This is a genomic window from Streptomyces sp. NPDC056600 (genome assembly GCF_042792855.1).
Classification (GTDB): domain Bacteria; phylum Actinomycetota; class Actinomycetes; order Streptomycetales; family Streptomycetaceae; genus Streptomyces.
This window is the reverse complement of record NZ_JBHTVQ010000027.1, coordinates 23,521-41,198: the sequence shown is the minus strand read 5'-3', so window position 1 is coordinate 41,198 and position 17,678 is coordinate 23,521. Positions and strand designations below refer to the sequence as shown.

The following is a 17,678-nucleotide window of genomic DNA, read 5'->3' as shown; positions in this document are numbered from 1 at the left end:
GGGGCACGGCGGGGCGACGCGGCGGGGCCGCGTTCGGATGTGGGGAAGTGCTGCGGTGCGGGAGGGAGTTACCGCGGCGACGGCGGGACGCTCCGGTACCCGGGGGTGCGGGCGGGCCTCGGGGAGGGGCCCGCCGCGGCCTCGGCCCACACGGAGGGGGCCGGGACGGGCACGAGGCCGCGCAGGTGCGGACCGGCCGGCACCCGGCCGGGCTTGGCCGCCGCACCGGGGTGACGCGGGGCGTGGACGCCCGGACCCCTGAGGTCCACCGGGCGGGCGTCCGGCTCGGCGCCCTTCACCCTGCGGGCCGCGCGCCCGGAGACCTGCACCCGGTCGACGGCCCCCGTCGAGGGATCGCGGTGGAAGTGCCCGCCGGGCTCACGGCGGCCGCTCACCGGGTCGGCCAGGTCGAACTCGAGGTCCGAGTGGCACACCAGCGGCAGCGGGACGTCGCCGTCGACGGAGAGGAACGGCCGCCCGGAGGCGTCGAGACCCACCCGGTACTCGACCGTGCCGTTGCGGTAGACGCCCGCGCAGCCGGCCGGCAGCGGGGCGGGGCTCCGGCCGTGACCGGGGCGGGTCGCTGCGGGCGCCACCAGGCCGGTGAGCGGCCCCAGTTCGCCAGCGAGCTCACGCCACAGGGCGGTCGCGGAACTCGCGTTGCCGGTGAAGGCGACGACGACACCGGAGAGGGGATCGACGCGCAGGTGGCAGGAGGTTCCCTGGGCGTTGCCGTCGTGACCGCACCACCAGCGGTCCTCGCCCCGGAAGAGGGCCGCGCCGGCTCCCCAGCCGTCGGCCAGTGCGCCTGGGCGCGCGCCGGGGGCCGGGCGGCGCATCGACTCCGCCGCGCCGGGCGGCAGTGCGGTGGAGTGGCCGGCGAGCGCCCGGCCGAGGGCCAGCAGGTCCCCCGCGCCGGCCAGCAGGGCGCCGGCCGGGGCCTCGACGGGGGCGAGGTTCTGCCCGACGGGCACCAGGCGGCCCGAGGCGGTGTTGCGGGCGTGACCGGCGGCGACGGGCCGGTCGGACGGGGGGTCCTGGAGGAGGGGCGGGCGTATGCCCAGCGGCTCGAACAGCAGGGCCCGTACCGCCTCCCGCCAGGTCATGCCGGTGACCTCCTCGACCAGACGGCCGGCGGCCACGTAGCCGGCGTTGGAGTAGGAGAAGCCGCTGCCCGGCACGAACAGCAGGTCGCGCGGGGAGCAGACCGAGGCCAGGAGCCGCGGCGCGGTGAGCCCGGCGGCGGTGTCCGAGTCGGGCCCGGTCGGCAGCCCGGAGGTGTGGCTGAGCAGGTGACGCACGGTCACCTCGGGTATCGCCCGTAGTTCGGGCAGCGTCGCGGCGGCCGGCTCGTCGAGGTCGATGTCGCCGTCGTCGGCGAGCACCGCCACGGCGGCCGCCGTGCAGAGTTTGGTCACCGAACCGGTCGGCACGACCGTGTCGGGAGTGAAGGGGGCGCCGGTGGCGGCGTCGGCGGTGCCGGTGTGGACGCCGATCACCTCGGCGCCGGTGTGGACGGCGAGCTGGGCGCCGGGCACTCCGTACGCGCGGGCCAGTTCGTCGAGGCGGTTCTGAAGCGTGCTGCGGCCGAGGGAGGGGCGCCCCTCGGCTACGTGTGTAGGGGGCACGTGCGGCATGGAGCGGGGCCTCCTGGGAAGTCGTGCTCTGTTGATGACGCACCGGCCGGAACGGGGACGGATCCGGACGGGTGGGGACGTGCGCCGCACGTTCGCGACGTTGTGCGCGAAGCCGGCCCGGGGAGGCCGGCCTCCAAGGCCGAGTCAGAGATTAAGCACAACTCACGCTTTGTGTCTGCTAACTAGTGATTCCGGACCATACACATCCAGACAGTGACTATGGTGTGTAAATCAGTCCATGATTTGACCGTAAGTAATCTTCTATGCACGAGTTCGCCGCCGCCCCGTGATTCCCGTCCGGCTCCGGCGGCGCGCGCCCCAGGGCCTCGACCTCCGCACCCGAGACGTGTCAAGGACCCCTGAGCAGCCAGGAGTCGCCGGCCGCGACTCACCGGCCGACGACGGACCGCGGGCCATCATTGACCGGAACCTGACAGAAGAGGGCAGAACGCATATGCCGCCGCGGAGTGCCATGACCGGACACCTTCGCCGACGGCGACCGAACAATGACCTTGCCCCCCACACCGCCGCGGGCGCGAAGCGGGACGAGTGCCGCCGAACCCCTGGCGGAGACGGGTTTAGGTTAGGCTAACCTAAGGGCGTGAGAGCCGAAGAGACCTCCCAGGTCAGACCCATGCGTGGGCACCGACTCACGGCGACCGAGGTCACCGTGGCGTACGACGGCACCCCTGTCGTCCACCAGGCCGACGTGACCCTGCGGCCGGGCGAGGTGACCGTCCTGGCCGGCCCCAACGGCAGCGGCAAGTCCACGCTGTTGCGCGCCATGGCCCGTCTTCAGCGGCCGGATGGCGGCAGCCTCACCCTCGCCGACGAGCACGCCGACGGGGAGCGGGAGACCGACGCGCTCGCCCTGACGGCCCGTGAGTTCTCCCGCCGGGTCGCCCTGCTGACGCAGGCGCGCCCCACCCCCTCCGGTCTCACCGTGCGCGACGTGGTCGAGTTCGGCCGCTACCCGTACCGGGGCCGCTGGGGCAGGGCCGACCCGGGCGGCGCCGCCGCCGTCGACCGGGCCCTGGCCCTCACCGGGACCACCGGCCTCGCGGACCGCGGCGCCGAGCACCTCTCCGGCGGCCAGCTCCAGCGCGTCTGGCTGGCCGGCTGCCTGGCACAGGAGACCGGCGTGCTGCTGCTCGACGAGCCCACCACCTACCTGGACCTTCGCTATCAGGTCGAACTCCTCGACCTGATCCGCGACCTGGCGGACGACCACGGCATCGCCGTCGGGGTCGTCCTCCACGACCTCGACCAGACGGCCGCCGTCGCCGACCGGGTCGTGCTCCTGCACGACGGCCGGGTCGTCGCGGACGGCACGCCGGCCGAGGTCCTCACCCCCGAGCGGCTGACCGCGACCTACGGCATCCGCATCGAGGTCGACACCGATCCCCTCACCGGCCACCTGCGCACCCGCGCGGTGGGCCGGCACCACACCCGCACCACGCCCGAAAGGCTCCTCCCCTCCTCATGAAGCGTCACTTCCTCGTCGCGGCCACGGCCGCCGTCGCCGCCCTCGCGCTGAGCGCCTGCGGCACCACCGAGCCCGCCGCCGACGCCAAGGGCGCCCAGGACGACAAGAAGGCGAAGGCCGTCACCCTCACCGACGCCTCCGGCGCCCAGGTGAAGCTCGACGGTCCGGCGACCAAGGTCGTCGGCACCGAGTGGAACGTCGTGGAGAGCCTGCTCTCGCTCGGCGTCCAGCCGGCCGGCGTCGCCGACGTCAAGGGCTACCAGCTGTGGAACACCGCCGTCCCGCTCGAGGGCGGGCCCAAGGACATCGGCACCCGCGGCGAGCCCAGCATGGACACCGTCGCCGCGCTGGCGCCCGACCTGATCGTCGCCACCACCGACCTTCCGGAGGCCGCCGTCAAGCAGCTGCGCGACGTCGCCCCGGTCCTCCAGGTCCGCTCGGCCGACGGCGCCGGCCAGATCGACCAGATGCTGGAGAACGTCGACCTCATCGCCAAGGCCACCGGCACCGAGGACAAGGCCGGGAAGCTGCGCGAGCGGTTCGACGCCAAGCTCGCCGAGGGGAGGAAGGCGCTGGACGAGGCCGGCCTGGCCGGCGAGGGCATAGCCTTCGCCGACGGCTACGTGACGTCCAACCAGGTGTCGGTCCGCCCCTACACGGCCACCTCCCTCATCGGCGAGGTCAACACCGAGCTGGGGCTGAAGAACACCTGGAAGATGAAGGGCGACGAGTCCTACGGCCTGGCCTCCACCGACGTCGAGGGTCTCACCAAGCTCCCGAAGGACACCCGCTTCGCCTACATCGGCAGCGACGGCGACGAGAACAGCACGCCGTTCGCCGCGGGCGGCGTCCTCAAGGACAACGCCGTGTGGAAGTCGCTCCCGTTCGTCGAGTCGGGTGAGGTGCACCGTCTCGACGACGGCATCTGGATGTTCGGCGGCCCCGGCTCGATGGAGGCGTACGTCGACGCCCTCGTCGAGGCGCTGACGAAGAAGTAACGCCATGGCCGTCACCGCACCCAGAACAGCCACCCCGGCCGCGGCCGCGGTGACGGCCGCACTGGCCCTGCTGGTCGCCGTCCTCGCGGCGGTCGACGTCACCCAGGGCACCGCCACGGCGGGCGCACCCGAGCTGTGGAAGGCGCTCACCGGCGTCGCCGACCCCGGCGACGCCTCCGTGGTGATCGCCTCGCGTCTGCCGCGCATGGCGGCCGGCCTGCTGGTCGGCGCCGTTCTCGGCATGGCCGGTGTCGCCCTGCAGGCCGTCAGCCGCAACGTGCTGGCCTCCCCGGACACCCTGGCCGTCAACGCCGGCTCCTACCTGGCCCTCGGCGTGGCCGCCGTCACCGGGGTCTCCCTGCCCCTGCTGGCGTCCTCCGGAATCGCCTTCGCCGGGGGTCTCGCCGCGGCGGCGGTGGTGCTGTCGCTGTCGGGGCTCGGCGCGGGCACCGTCCGCCTGGTCCTCGCCGGCAGCGCCCTGACGCTGGGCCTGACGGCCGTCACCCAGGGCCTGTTGCTCCTCTTCCCCGAGCAGACCGAGGGCCTGTACGCCTGGAACCAGGGCTCCATCGCCCAGAACGGCTTCGACGGCGTCCTGCAGATGCTGCCGATCGCCGTGGCCGGTCTCGTCGGACTGCTGCTGACGGCGCGGCGCGTGGACGCGCTGGCGCTCGGCGACGACGCCGCCCGCGGACTCGGCGTCGACGTCCGCGCCACCCGGGTCGCCGTGGTGGTGCTGGCCTCCCTGCTGTCCGCGGCCGCCGTCACCCTCGCCGGACCGATCGGCTTCGTCGGCCTCTGCGCCCCGGCACTGGTGCGCCAACTGGCCCGCCGGGTCCGCGGCTTCACCCGGCTGCGCGGGGCGGTGCCGCTCGCCGGACTCGCCGGCGCCGCGCTGGTCCTCGGCTCCGACGTGGTGCTGCGCGCCCTGGTCCCCGACGACCTCTCGGTCGCGGTGCCGACCGGGGTGGTCACCAGCCTCGTCGGCGCGGTCTTCCTGGTGGTGACCGCGACCCGGCTGCGGGAGGGCGCCGGGTCCGCCGCGCCGGACCGTCTGCGACTGCGCAGCCGCCGGGTCTTCGCCACGGTGCTGTCCGCGCTGGTGGTGCTGCTGGTGGCGGTGGTCGTCGCGGCCGTGCTGCTGGGCGACGCCAAGCTGCTGCTCGGCGATGTCGCCAACTGGGCCCAGGGCAGGTCCGGCCGGGCCGTCACCTTCGTCCTCGACACCCGCGTCCCGCGGGTGGGCGCGGCGCTGCTGGCGGGCGCGGCCCTGGCGCTGGCGGGCACGCTGGTGCAGGCCGTCACCCGCAATCCGCTCGCCGAGCCCGCGGTGCTGGGCGTCTCGAACGGCGCCGCGCTGGGTGCGGTGCTGCTGGTGACCTCGGTCCCGCTCGCCGGCTCCTGGGGCGTGGCGGGCGCCGCGTTCGCGGGAGCGGCGGTGTCGTCGGTGGTGGTCTTCGGGCTCGCCGCGCAGGGCGGCTTCCGTCAGAACCGGCTGGTCCTGGTCGGCATGGGCGTCGCCACCGCGGCGACGGCGCTGATCAGCCTGGTCATCGTGCTCACCGACCCGTACAACGCCACCAAGGCGCTGACCTGGCTCTCCGGTTCCACCTACGGGCGCACCTTCCCTGACCTGCTGCCGCTGGCCCTCGTGCTGGTCCTCGGCGTCGGCGTGGCGGCCGCCCGGCGCGCGGAGCTCGACCTGATCTCCCTGGACGAGGACACGCCCAGGCTGCTGGGCATCGGCCTGTCCCGTGAACGCCTCGCGCTGCTGGTGCTGAGCGTGCTGCTCAGCGCCACGGCGGTGGCGGCGGCGGGCACCATCGGCTTCGTCGGCCTGGTCGCCCCGCACGCCGCCCGGGCCCTGGTCGGCCGCCGCCACGTGCGGGTGGTGCCGGTCGCCGTCCTGCTCGGCGCGGTGCTGGTCTGCGCCGCCGACCTCCTCGGCCGCACGGTCATCGCCCCGGCGCAGCTGGGGGCGGGCCTGATGACCGCGCTGATCGGCACGCCGTACTTCCTCTGGCTCCTGGTGCGGAGCCGCGGAGCCCGCTGACTCCTCCCGGAGCCGCGGAGCCCGCTGATTCCCCCGCTCCGTTCCCCCGTTTCCCCCGCTTCCCGCGCTTCGGCCGCCCGGTGACGCCACCGGGCGGCCGTACGCCGTCCGGGCCAGGACCTCAGCCGGCCGAGGACGCCGCGCTAACCCTCCCGGCCGGCCCCGGCCCCTCCGCTCGCCCCGGCCTGCCGGGCCCCCGCGGCGGCGGACCGTGGGCGGCTGACGGGGGCGAGGAGCATGCCGGCGATGGCGTCGGAGAGGAAGTCGCCGACGCCGGGCCAGTCGGGCTCCTCGCCGTCCCGCTCCGCCTTCTCCTCGATCTCCGCGCAGGCGGAGTTGACGAGGTGGGCCATCAGCATCGTCCTGCCACGCACCACGGCCGGGTCCAGATGACTGAGCCGGGCGCCCACCGACTGCCCGATCCGGGCAGTGGTCGGCGCGACCTCGGAGGTCCGGCGCATCAGCCGCGAGACCGACGGATCGTGCAGCGCCAGGCTGAAGAAGCGGGCCCGCCAGGTCGGCCGCGGCAGTTCCGCCATCACCTCGGTGACCGGGACCACCAGCGCGCGGACGTCGTCCAGCAGCGAGGCAGAGCCCTCGTCGAACATGACCCGGCTGCGCTCCTCGATCTCGGCCAGGTGCCGGTCCACCAGCGCGCGCAGCAGGCCCTCACGGCCGCCGAAGTGGTATCCCACGGCCGAGTGGTTGCTGTTGCCCGCCGCCTCCGCCACCTTCCGGTCGGAGACCTGGGCGATGCCCTGCTGGGCGAAGAGCCGCTCGGCGGCGTCGAGCAGGGCGCTGCGCGCCCTCTCCGATCTGGCCATGGACGGCTCCTGGGCTGGGTGTGAGATGTGCGACGTTCAGCGCCAAGTTAACCCACCCGCACCCTGCCCGGCAGATAAGTCACCTGACTTGATTTACGCTGGACGCCTCGCGAATAAGTCGCATGACTTAGTTCGACGTGCCGCACGGAGGAGCACCCCACCCTTGGACACCACCACCGCACCCCCCACGGCCCCGGAAGCGTCCGGCGCCGCCGGACAGCCCGCCGGGCGTCCGCCGGAGGACCGCAGAACCCGGATCGGGCGCTACGTCGCCCTGTTCGTGATGCCGTTCCTGATGGTCACGATGATGTACGCGAGCTACGTCGGGACCATGCACGAGCCGACGCCCGACCACGTGCCGGTCGCGGTCGTCGGCTCCGGACCGGCCGCCGAGGCGGTCGTCGCCGCCCTGGACGACGCTCCGGGCGGCGCCGTCGACGCCCGCCTGGTCGGCAAGGCCGAGGAGACGGTCGGCCTGCTGCGGGACCAGGAGGTCGCCGGCGTCCTGGAGATGCCCGCCGGGTCCGGTGAGGGCGGCAAGGCGGTCGTCACCACGGTGTCGGCGGGCGGCGCCTCCCAGGCGAGCACCGTCAAGCAGCTCCTCGCCCCGGTCACCGTGGAGCAGGGCTGGGACGTCGAGACGAGGGACGCCGCCCCCCTGCCCGACGGCGACATGGCGGGCATCGCCGTGCTGTTCGCCGCGATGGGCATGATGCTGGCCGGTTACGTGCCGCTGAGCGTCCTGACCATGTCGATGCCCTACCTGCTGTCGGTGCGGCGCTTCCTGCCGCTGGTGGCCGGCTGGTCGTTCCTGACCAGCAACGTCATCTGGCTGATCCTGGGTCCGCTGGTGGGCGCCGTCGACGGTCACTACCTGCAGTTCGTGGGCGTCGGCATGCTGGCCACCATGGCGGTGGGCTGCACCCAGATGCTGTTCACCAAGCTCGTCGGACCGCTGGCGGTGCTGTTCGGCATGCTGCTGTGGGTGTGCTTCGGCATGCCCTCGTCCAACCTGGCGCTGTCGGTGCACACGATGCCGGGCTTCTTCCAGTGGCTGCACGGCGTGCTGCCGCTCCCGGCGGCCGGCGAGTCGCTGCGCGCCCTCCTCTACTTCGACGGCCGGGGCGTGGGCGGCCACCTGGTCACCCTGGGCGTCTGGCTGGTGGCCGCGCTGGCGCTCGCCCTGCTCAAGGAGCGCAAGGGCCACTTCATCCCCGCCGCTCCCCCGGTCACCGACGGCAGCACCCCGCTGCCCGCGCTCGCCGGCGGGCCCGTCCGCCCGCTGTGGATGCGCCGCTTCGCCGCGATCGCGTTCCCGCTGTCGATCCTGGTGATGGTGGTCGGCCTGATGGGCGCCTCCATGCACAAGCCGCAGATCCACGACATGCCGGTGGCCGTGATCGGCGCGAGCACCCAGCAGGCCGAGCAGGTGACGGCCGCTCTCGAGCCGAAGCTCGGCGGGATGCTGGAGCTGTCCACCGGCGACTCGGTCGACGAGGCACGGGAGTCGATCCTCGACCAGGAGATCGTCGGCGCCTACGTCCTGCCCACCGAGCGCGGCGGCCCGGCCACCCTGCTGACCTCCTCGGCCGCGGGCAACAGCCAGCACATGGCGCTGGGCCAGATGTTCCAGCAGATCGCCGCCGCGTCGAAGACGCCGCTGAAGACCGAGGACGTCAAGCCGCTGACCGGGCACGACACCATGGGCAGCAACAGCATGTACGTCGGCATGGCGTGGATCATGGCCGGGTTCCTGCTGATGGCCGTGCTGCGCGGGGGCGCCCCGGAGCTGACCCGGACCCGGCGGATCCTGCCGTTCCAGGCCGGCTGGGCGATCGGCGTCTCGGCCTGGCTGTGGCTGCTCTTCGACGTCATGATCGGCGCGATCGACGTCCCGGCCTGGGAGTTCGTCGCCTACGGGGCCCTGTCCGTGTTCTGCGTGTCGCTGGCCACGGCGGTGTTCACCCGCACGGTGGGCCTCGCGGCCATCGTGCCGGTGATGGTCGTCATGATGCTGGCGGGCGTTCCCGCCTCCGGCGGCGGCATGTCGATCTACATGGTCCCCGAGATCTTCGGCCACCTGAAGGACGTCCTGCCGCTGCCGGCCACGGTGGACATCGCGCGCAGCATGGTCTACTTCGACGGCCACGGCATCGGGCGGAACCTGCTGACCATCGGCGTCTGGGGCGCCGCGGGTCTGGTGCTCAACCTCCTGGTCGACCTGTGGCTGAAGCGGCGCGAGCGGCGTGCCGCCCCGGCCGCCGGAGACGGTGCGCCCGCGGCCGGCGCGGCCGGTGCCGTCGAGGGCGGTGCCGGCGAGGGCGACGGTCAGGGTGGCGCGACGGGTCCTGACGCGGGGACCGGGGCCCGGGACGGCCGGGAGACCGGCGGCGGAACCGGCGGCGGTCTCCCGGAGCCGGAGTCCGCGGTGGCCCACTGACGGGCAGGGGCACGAAGCGGTGAGGGGCGGTCCGGATTTCCGGACCGCCCCTCACCCGTGGAACGGCTGGAACGGCGCGGGCCGTCAGCCGCCCGGGGTGAGGCGACCGGAGCGCAGCGCGGCGACGACGCCGCCGTCGACCAGCAGGTCGTTGCCCGTGATGAAGGTGGCCTCGGGACCCAGCAGGAAGGCCGCGGCGGCCGCGATGTCGTCCGGGGTGCCCACCCTGCCGGTGCCGGACGCCTCCACCATGGCCCGCATCTGCGCACCGCTGTCCCCGGCGAGCTCCTGCCGGCCCATCGGCGTGGAGATGACGCCGGGGCTGACGGAGTTCACCCGCGCCCCGCGCCTGCCCCAGTCGCGGGACGCGGCCTGCACGCGGAGCCGGTTGGCGTACTTGGCGAGCGGATAGGCGCCCTGCGCACCGAGCCGGTCGGCGTCGAGGAAGGGCAGGGCCAGCAGGTCGTCGGCCGGGGTGTGGGCCAGGGCCTGCTCCAGGTCGGCGCCGAGCGCGCCGGGCGGCACCATGTACCCGGCCATGCTGGCGATCATCACACCCGCGCCGCCGGGGGCGATCACCCGGCCGAACTCCTCGAGGACCAGGGCGGTGCCCAGCAGGTCAACGGCGAGGATCGCCTTCGCCGGCGCCTGCACCGGGGAGAGTCCCGCCGTGTGGACGACCTGGGTGACCGGCCCGAGTTCCGCGGCGGCGTCCGCCAGGGCGGCGACCGAGGCGTGCGAGGAGACGTCGACCGCCCGGGTGACCACCGAGTGGCCCTGTCCGCGCAGTTCGTCCGCCACGGATTCGAGGAGCTTCTCGTCGAAGTCAGCGAGAAGCAGGTTGCTGCCGGCTCCCTGACGACGGGCGACGGCCTGGCCCATCCCGCCGACGCCGATGACGACGATCACGTTGGTGCTGTTCATGAGCATCCCTTCATTACGTTACTTGTCGTACCGTAAATCATTTCCCGCGGATCTAGAATGGGCCGTATGGCATCGGTGCGGCGACGGGGCAGGCCCCGCGACACGGGGACGGACGAGGCGATCCTGGACGCCGCGGAGGGCCTGCTCCTGCGCGACGGGTACGCGGGGCTGTCGATGGAGAAGGTCGCGGCGGAGGCCGGCGTCGGCAAACCCACCGTGTACCGCCGCTGGCCGTCCAAGGCGGCGCTGGTCGGCGACGTCACGCGCCGCGCCGCCCTCGCGGCGGCGCCCGGGACCGACCTGCTGGCGCCGCCGCCCGGGGAGGCCGTGGAATCCCTGGTCGCCTGGTTCAGGGCGCACGCGCGGACGGTCGCCGACCCGCGCAACGGGGCCCTGGTGCTCGCGCTGACGGCGGCGGCGGCGGAGAGCCCGCAGGACGCGGAGAGCCTGTATCTCGGCAGCACCCGTGACCAGCACGGCGCCCTGGCCGCCCTGCTGCGTTCGGGGGTCGCGGCCGGCGAACTGCGGGCCGACACCGACGTCGACGCGGTCGTGGGCGCGCTCATCGGTTCGAGCCTCTACCTCCTGCTCACCGGCAGGCCCGACGAGGCCCCCGACCGGGCCGAGGGACTCGTCCGCGCTCTCCTGGACGGAGTCCGCACCCCGGAGACGCCGGACGCCGCGGTGCCCCACCAGCGCGGCTGAGCGACCCCAGCCCTCTCACGGACCCAGCCCCTTCGCGGGCCACCGGAACCCATCGCGGGCCGAGCCGCGCCCTGGCCGGGGAGCCGCAGCCGCCCGGTGGAGCCGTCGCCGCCGGGGGTCGCAGTCCGCCGGGCCCGTCGGCCGCCCCCGGAAAAGCCAAGGGGGCCGGACGGGGTGCCTCTCCGCTCAAGAGGCGCCCTGTCCGGCCCCGGCTCGCGTGCCACGCCGTCCCCACGTGCGGCACGCTCAGACCTTCCGCCTCATCCCACGGGCGGCCGGTCTGGGTCTTCAGTCGAGCCCGAGAGCGGGCAGTACGGCCGACTTCACGAACCGGGTCATGTGGTCCGGGTCCGCGTACCGGCCGGTCAGGACCGGCCTGATCCGCATCACACCGAACAGCATGTCCGGCACGAACGGCAGCGCCGGATGGTCGACGGCGACGTCGCCCCGCTCGATCCCCCTGCGCAGGATCGCCGCCAGCGCGACGAGCTCCGGGTCGACCAGCGCCTCCCGCAACGCGCACCGCAGGTCGGCGTCCTCCGTGATGGCGTGCGCCAGCGCCTGGAACAACCGGGTGTCCCGGTCCGACACCGCCCCGAGGCAGCGGGCGACCTCCGTCAGGTCACGGGCGAGCGAGCCGGTGTCGATGTCGGCGAACCCGCCCCGCCGGTTGGCGCGCAGCGCTGCGGCGACGAACTGGGGCTTGGTCTTCCACTGACGGTACAACGTGGACTTGCTGCACCGCGTGACGGCCGCGACGCCGTCCATGGTCACGGCCTCGTAGCCGCTCTCACGGATCAGCTCCAGCACGGCGTCGAAGAACTCCCGCTCACGCTCCGGTGTGATCTTCGAGCGACGCGACGCGGATTCCGGCCGGGCCCCACCCTCCGCCTGCACCGTCATGACCGTTCCCCTTCCTCCGCCGCCACCCGGCCCACTCTCGGCCGTCCCTGCTCCTCACCCTATCCGCACCGACACCCGGCCGTATCGATACCAACCAGTACCGGTACTCTACCGTACCGATACTGAACCGTTTCGATGATCGCGGCGGCCGGCCGCGCCGGCGTCACCCGCGACGTCCGTCCGCACGAAGGGCTGGAGATGAGAGCCCGTCCCGCACCCACCGAGCGCAGACCCGCGCCCGGGATCCACGCGCGGCTGCGGGCCGGCCGGTGAACGCCACCGCGCTCGCCGTCGCCCTGTCCCTCGCCTCGGCGGTGGCCTACGCCTCTGCCGCCGTGGCGCAGGAGCGCATCGTCGCGCGGGCCCGCCCCGGCGCCCCGCTGCTTGCCCTCCTGGGCACGGGCGTCTGGTGGGCCTCGACCGGTCTGAACCTCACGGGCTCCTTGCTGCACGTCGTCGCCCTGCGCTACGGACCGCTGACCGTGGTGCAGCCGCTGGGCGCGCTCACCCTCGTCGTCGCGGTGCCGTTGGGTGCCCGGGCGGCGCGGCGCCGGGTGGGTGAGACCGAGTGGCGGGGTACCGCACTGACCCTGCTGGGCCTGGCCGCGCTGCTGCTCACCGTGTCCGGCCCGGTCCGGGAGAGGGCGTTGTCACCGGGTTCCGCGCTCGCGGTGGCCGGCGGCGCGGTGGTGGTGCTGGCGGCGCTGTGCCGGCCTGCCGACGCCTCGGGCCTTCGCCGTGCCGCCGCGTCCGGGGTGGCCTCCGGGGTGGGGTCGGCGCTGACCCAGACCATGACGGTCACCCTGACGCGTCATGGCGGTCCGGCCGCCGTGGCGTGGGGGCAGACGGCGCTGCTGGGCGTTCTGGTCGCCGGGTTCGCGGTCGGCGGGCTGCTGCTGGCGCAGTCGGCCTATCGCGGTGGCCTCGGCGCCCCGCTGGCCACCTCCACCCTGGCCAACCCGGTGGCCGCGGCCTGCATCGGCCTGTGCCTGCTCGGTGAAGGCTTCCAGGGCGGGACCCTCGGCGTCCTGCTGGCCGGGGGCGGGGCGCTCGTCGCCGCACGCGGGGTGGTGCTGCTCACCCGGGGCGCTCCCCGGCCCGCGCCGTCCGGCTCCACCGTGGCGGAGGCCATGGCCTAGCTCCCGGGGCAGACTCGGTGGATCGGTACTGACAGAGCCTCAGTGCAGGCAGAGGCAGAAGGGGTGGCCGGCCGGGTCGGCGTAGACCCGCCAGTTGGCGCCGGGGCGGATCTGGTCGGTCCGCTCCAGCACCGTCGCCCCCAGGGCGAGAGCCCGCTTCTCCTCTCCGTCGAGGTCGTCGACGTCGAAGTCCAGGTGGAGCTGCTGCGGGCGGTCCTGGCCCGGCCAGGCGGGCGGCCGGTACCCCTCGGCCCGCTGACAGGCCAGCGGGACACCTTCGAAGCCGTGCACCTCGATCCAGTCGGCGTCCTCGGAGTCCGTGACGACACGGCCCCCGAGCAGTTCCGCGTAGAACGCGGCGAGCCGGACCGGGTCGTCGCAGTCCAGCGCGATTGCCTGCATCTTCCGGATCATCCGCCGCACCCCTCGCAGTCCGCGGCCGCCCCGGCGGCTTCCGCACCAAGGACGTACCCCTCGCCGCGACCGGCATGCGGGACCACGGGACCCGGCGCCCGGGCGCCGGGGCGCCGGACACCGGGTCCGTGTGGGGGGACCTCCGCCGTCAGGCGCCCGTCGTACCGGCGCAGGCCGGTGCCGGAAGACCGTCGGCGGAGCCGTTCGCGGTGTAGCCGAAGGTCACTGTGCCACCGGCGGCCAACGAGCCGTTCCACTGCGTGTTGCGCACGGTGGCGCGGCCACCGCTGGTCGTCAGCGTGCCGTTCCACACGTTGGTGACGGTCCGGTTGCCGAGGTCCCAGCTCGCCGCCCAGCCGGTCAGCGCGACGGTGCCGGTGTTCTTGACCGTCACGTCGGCCTGGTAGCCGCCGGACCAGGTGCTGGTGATCTTGGCCGTCGCCGTGCAGGAACCGGCGCCCGGAGTGGGGGTGGGGGTCGGCGTGGGCGTCGGTGTGGGCGTCGGGTCGGTGCCGGTGGTGTAGGTCAGCCCGTGCCCGAAGGGGAACAGGGCGTCCTTGCCGTCACCCTGGTTGATCGGCTGCTGGGAGACGCTGCGCATCCAGGTCATCGGCAGCTTGCCGGTCGGCTTGTAGTCGCCGAACAGGACGTCGGCGACGCCGCCGCCCTCGGTGCCCGGCAGCCAGGCGGCGACCAGGGCCTTCCAGTCGGGCAGTTGCGCGGCGATGTCGAGCGGTCGCCCGGAGACCAGCACGACCACCACCGGCACCCCGCTCGCCTTCAGCTTCGCCAGCGTCTGGAGGTCCTCCTGGTCGAGGCCCATCGCGCCGGTCCGGTCACCCTTGCCCTCGGCGTACGGGGTCTCGCCGACCACGGCGACGGCGGCGGTGTAGCTGCTGTCGATGCCGTTGCCGTACCGCTCGTAGGTCACCCGCGAGGAGTCCGTGGCGGCGGCCTTGATGCCGCCCAGCACGGTGGTGCCGGGGGTGATGGCGCCGCTCTTGCCCTGCCAGCTCATCGTCCAGCCGCCGCTCATGTTGCCGATGTCGTCGGCCGACTTGCCCGCGACGAACAGCTTGGCCGACTTGGCGAGCGGCAGCACGCCGCCGTCGTTCTTCAGCAGTACCTGCGACTCGCGCACGGCCTGGCGGGCCAGCGTGCGGTGTTCGGCGGAGCCGACCGTCGAGGTGTACGCGCGGTCGGTCAGCGGCTTCTCGAACAGGCCCAGTTCGAACTTCTTGGTGAGGATGCGCCGGTTGGCGTCGTCGATGCGGGAGATCGGCACGTGGCCGTTGTTGACCTCGCCGCGCAGTGTGCTGATGAACTTCTTGTAGTCGTACGGCACCATCACCATGTCGACGCCGGCGTTGATCGCCTTGCTCACCTCGTCGGCGGTGAACCCGGTCTGCCCGTCGAGCTGGTCGACGGCGGCCCAGTCGGACACCACGAAGCCCTTGAAGCCGAGTTCGCCCTTGAGCAGGTCGGTGACGAGGAACTTGTGGCCGTGCACCTTGACGCCGTTCCAGCTGCTGTACGACAGCATCACCGAGCCGACACCCCGGTCGACCGCGGACTTGAAGGGCGGCAGGTGGACGGCCCGCAGTTCGGCCTCGGTCAGCTGGGTGTTGCCCTGGTCGGTGCCGTTCGTCGTCCCGCCGTCACCGATGTAGTGCTTCGCGGTGGCGAGCACCGAGGCCGCGGTGGAACCGGCGCCGCCCGCGCCCTGGAAGCCGTCGACGATCGTGGACATGGAGGAGACCAGTTCGGGAGTCTCGCCGAACGACTCGTACGTCCGGCCCCAGCGGTCGTTGCGGGCCACGCACAGGCAGGGCGCGAAGGTCCAGTCGACGCCGGTGCCGGAGACCTCCTCGGCGACCGCGCGGCCGATGCGCTGGACGAGCGCCGGGTCACGGGTGGCGCCGAGACCGATGTTGTGGGGGAAGATCGTCGCCCCGCGGACGGCGTTGGCGCCGTGCACCGCGTCGATGCCGTAGATCATCGGGATGGCGAGCGGCGTGCCGATGGCCTGGCGCTGCAGCGCGTCGTAGGTGTCGGCCCAGGTGGTGGCGTTGTTCGGGCTGACGGTGCCGTCGCCGCCGGACAGCACGGAGCCGAGGCGGTAGGTGTTGATGTCGGACTGGGGGACGATCGAGTCCTTGTCCGCCTGCGTCATCTGGCCGATCTTGTCGTCCAGCGTCATCCGGCCGAGCAGGTCGTTCACCCGGTCGGCCACGGGGAGCGAGGCGTCCTGGTACGGCAGGGCGGCGGCGCCCAGGGCGGCTTCCGCGGCGACGGAGGGCTGCGCGCTCGTCGACCCGGCGAGGGTGATGAGGGCGGCGGCGACGGACAGTGCGGCTGTCAGCCGGCCACGGCGGGTCGGTGGTCTCATGAGCGGGCCCTCCGGATTCGCGGGAGCGGAAGTCGAGCGACGGGGCGGGGCGGGGGGTGTGACTGGGGTGTCCCCGCCGTGCGTCGGCGGGCAGGCGACGTGGGGTGCGCCGCCGGCGCCGGGCGGCGGCCCGGCACGGGCCACCGTGCCTGCCCCGTGGGGCCGGCCCCGCCGTGGGGAAGGACGGCGGGGCCGTGGTGCGGGGTGCGGTTGCGGTGGTGGTGCGTCGTGCGGTCGGTGCCGGGGGTTCCTGCGGTACGGCTCGGCCCGTTGGACCGGGGACGAGCGACGGTGCGGTGTGTCGGGGCGAGCGTCGGTACGGGACGTGCGGTGGTGCGGGGTGACACCGTGGTGCGAGGCCTCGACACCGTCCTGCTCCCACGTCTACCGCTGTGAGAGCCCGCAGGCAGCGAGGCCGTTACGCCCGTGTATATACCGCTTCCTCTCGCCGCTTGACGCGAGAGGACGTACACACGAGTGAGTGGGAGCGCTCCCACCCGTATGTTTTATGAAGCCAGCAGCGTCATCGGCTGTCAACAGCCGTCACACAACCTCGTAGAACTTTCATGAAGCGCATACGGCATCCGGCATCCGGCATCCGGGCGGAGGACCGCGCGCGACGCCGGGCACCGGCAGCGCCGAACTTCACACGCCGTCACCCGGCGGGCCGGAAGCGCCTCCGCCGCGACGGCCGCCTCCCGCGGAACCGTCACCCGCCCGCCGGGGCCGCTGTCGGCAACCCGCTCCCGCCCCTGCCCGCTCCCCGCGCTCCCCCGCACTCCCCTGCGCTCAACCGACCAGCCGGCGCCGCCAGTCGAGCGGAGTCACCACGATCGCCTGGGCCGGGTCCCCGTCCCATCGCACCGTCAGGCCGGCCGCCCGCACCGCCTCCACGATCTCCCGGCCCACGGCCGCCGTGCCCTCGGGGCCCAGGTCGTCGAAGGTCCCGTAGAGCAGACAAAGCCCCTGTCCCAGGACGGCGCCCTCGGTGCACTGCGAGTGGAAGTAGACGAAACCCCGGTCCCCCGGCTGCGTCTCGGCGCCTATCTCGGTGTCTCCGCAGGTGCGGCAGCAGGCGAAGTCCTCACGCGCCACGATGCCGTGCTCGCGCAGCTCGGCGAAGGCCCGGGTCAGCCGCTCGGGATCGGTCTCGCCCTCCCAGCCGGCCTGCTCCCGGACCCTCTCCAGCCACATCTCGTCGGCCAGCCGCCAGGCCTGCCCGCGGGTGAGCGGACGGCGCTCCGCTGTGACCAGGTACTCCTCCGCGGTCTCCGCCAGCGCCGCCCTGTCCACGTAGCCGCAGGCGAGCGACAGACGCAGCCGCTCCTCCAGCGTCCGCCGGTCCTCGGCGGACAGTTCGAGCGGCGGCACGGACTCCGGCTCTCCCACGTCGAGGAGGGCCCACTCGAACCCCTGGAGCCGGCCCTGCTCCCCGCACGCCCAGCCGGTCATGGCGTCCGCGACGACGCCCGGATCGGTGACGAAGGTCTGGAAGTGGCGGTCGTGGGAGCCGTCCCGGTACTCCAGCTGGTAGTCGCCGCCGGTCCGGTGCGCCACCTGTATGTACTCGTCGGGAAGGTCCGGCACCCGCTGGGCGACCAGGAACCCGTCCCCGTCCGCGCCGATCCTCCGCACCAGCGCGGCCAGTTCGTCGGCGGTCGGGCGCACGACCCGCTCGCCGGGCTCCGTCATCACGAGCATCTCCGTCATGGGCGCCAGCCTGACACACGCCACTGACAGCGTGGGCCTGCGGTTTTCCCATCAGT

Annotated in this window: 13 protein-coding genes; 6 read left to right on the top strand and 7 right to left on the bottom strand. The window is 73.7% G+C overall.

The window, feature by feature from the left end; all coding sequences use genetic code 11:
- Positions 1 to 68: 68 nt before the first annotated feature.
- Complete coding sequence (locus ACFRAV_RS15925; RefSeq protein WP_382555729.1) at positions 69 to 1,637, bottom strand: serine hydrolase; 1,569 nt, start codon at positions 1,635 to 1,637, stop codon at positions 69 to 71.
- Positions 1,638 to 2,271: 634 nt separating this feature from the next.
- Here ACFRAV_RS15925 and ACFRAV_RS15920 point away from each other — a divergent pair.
- From ACFRAV_RS15920 to ACFRAV_RS15910, 3 genes are read left to right on the top strand one after another with little or no spacing between them, the layout of a single operon-like run.
- Positions 2,272 to 3,123, top strand: a complete 852-nt coding sequence (locus ACFRAV_RS15920) for an ABC transporter ATP-binding protein (protein ID WP_382555727.1) — start codon at positions 2,272 to 2,274, stop codon at positions 3,121 to 3,123.
- The gene (locus ACFRAV_RS15915) at positions 3,120 to 4,121 is read left to right on the top strand and encodes an iron-siderophore ABC transporter substrate-binding protein (RefSeq protein WP_382555724.1); all 1,002 of its coding nucleotides are present in this window, start codon (positions 3,120 to 3,122) and stop codon (positions 4,119 to 4,121) included. The genes ACFRAV_RS15920 and ACFRAV_RS15915 overlap by 4 nt, the downstream gene beginning before the upstream one ends.
- Positions 4,122 to 4,125: 4 nt before the next feature.
- Positions 4,126 to 6,174 (top strand): iron ABC transporter permease, encoded by a 2,049-nt coding sequence (locus tag ACFRAV_RS15910; protein WP_382555722.1) that lies wholly within the window; start codon positions 4,126 to 4,128, stop codon positions 6,172 to 6,174.
- A 143-nt stretch (positions 6,175 to 6,317) separates the two neighbouring features.
- Here ACFRAV_RS15910 and ACFRAV_RS15905 read toward each other — a convergent pair whose 3' ends face one another.
- Positions 6,318 to 6,998: a TetR/AcrR family transcriptional regulator gene (locus ACFRAV_RS15905; protein ID WP_382555719.1), complete on the bottom strand. Its 681-nt coding sequence runs from the start codon at positions 6,996 to 6,998 to the stop codon at positions 6,318 to 6,320.
- A 163-nt stretch (positions 6,999 to 7,161) separates the two neighbouring features.
- Here ACFRAV_RS15905 and ACFRAV_RS15900 point away from each other — a divergent pair, with 163 nt between their 5' ends.
- Positions 7,162 to 9,438 (top strand): ABC transporter permease, encoded by a 2,277-nt coding sequence (locus ACFRAV_RS15900; RefSeq protein ID WP_382555716.1) that lies wholly within the window; start codon positions 7,162 to 7,164, stop codon positions 9,436 to 9,438.
- An 84-nt stretch (positions 9,439 to 9,522) separates the two neighbouring features.
- Here the strand turns inward: ACFRAV_RS15900 and ACFRAV_RS15895 are convergent, their stop codons facing one another.
- On the bottom strand, positions 9,523 to 10,362 hold the full coding sequence (locus ACFRAV_RS15895; RefSeq protein WP_382555714.1) for an SDR family oxidoreductase: 840 nt from the start codon (positions 10,360 to 10,362) through the stop codon (positions 9,523 to 9,525).
- A 66-nt stretch (positions 10,363 to 10,428) separates the two neighbouring features.
- Between ACFRAV_RS15895 and ACFRAV_RS15890 the strand changes: the two genes are divergently transcribed.
- Positions 10,429 to 11,067 carry a TetR/AcrR family transcriptional regulator gene (locus ACFRAV_RS15890; RefSeq protein ID WP_382555711.1) on the top strand — a complete coding sequence of 213 codons (639 nt, stop codon included), beginning with the start codon at positions 10,429 to 10,431 and terminating at the stop codon, positions 11,065 to 11,067.
- A gap of 288 nt (positions 11,068 to 11,355) precedes the next feature.
- On the opposite strand, the gene ACFRAV_RS15885 is transcribed toward ACFRAV_RS15890, so the two are convergent.
- Entirely contained in the window at positions 11,356 to 11,970 is a 615-nt protein-coding gene (locus tag ACFRAV_RS15885) for a TetR/AcrR family transcriptional regulator (RefSeq protein ID WP_382555709.1), read from the bottom strand.
- A gap of 269 nt (positions 11,971 to 12,239) precedes the next feature.
- On the opposite strand from ACFRAV_RS15885, the gene ACFRAV_RS15880 reads away from it, so the two are divergent.
- Entirely contained in the window at positions 12,240 to 13,109 is an 870-nt protein-coding gene (locus tag ACFRAV_RS15880) for a hypothetical protein (protein ID WP_382555707.1), read from the top strand.
- A 39-nt stretch (positions 13,110 to 13,148) separates the two neighbouring features.
- Here the strand turns inward: ACFRAV_RS15880 and ACFRAV_RS15875 are convergent, their stop codons facing one another.
- The 3 genes from ACFRAV_RS15875 to ACFRAV_RS15865 all read right to left on the bottom strand — a co-directional run bounded on the left by ACFRAV_RS15875 (position 13,149) and on the right by ACFRAV_RS15865 (position 17,622).
- Positions 13,149 to 13,523: a VOC family protein gene (locus ACFRAV_RS15875; RefSeq protein WP_382555704.1), complete on the bottom strand. Its 375-nt coding sequence runs from the start codon at positions 13,521 to 13,523 to the stop codon at positions 13,149 to 13,151.
- A gap of 148 nt (positions 13,524 to 13,671) precedes the next feature.
- Positions 13,672 to 15,912 carry a glycoside hydrolase family 3 N-terminal domain-containing protein gene (locus ACFRAV_RS15870; RefSeq protein ID WP_382555703.1) on the bottom strand — a complete coding sequence of 747 codons (2,241 nt, stop codon included), beginning with the start codon at positions 15,910 to 15,912 and terminating at the stop codon, positions 13,672 to 13,674.
- 789 nt (positions 15,913 to 16,701) lie between these two features.
- Positions 16,702 to 17,622, bottom strand: a complete 921-nt coding sequence (locus ACFRAV_RS15865) for a DUF6891 domain-containing protein (protein ID WP_382555700.1) — start codon at positions 17,620 to 17,622, stop codon at positions 16,702 to 16,704.
- Positions 17,623 to 17,678: the final 56 nt, after the last annotated feature.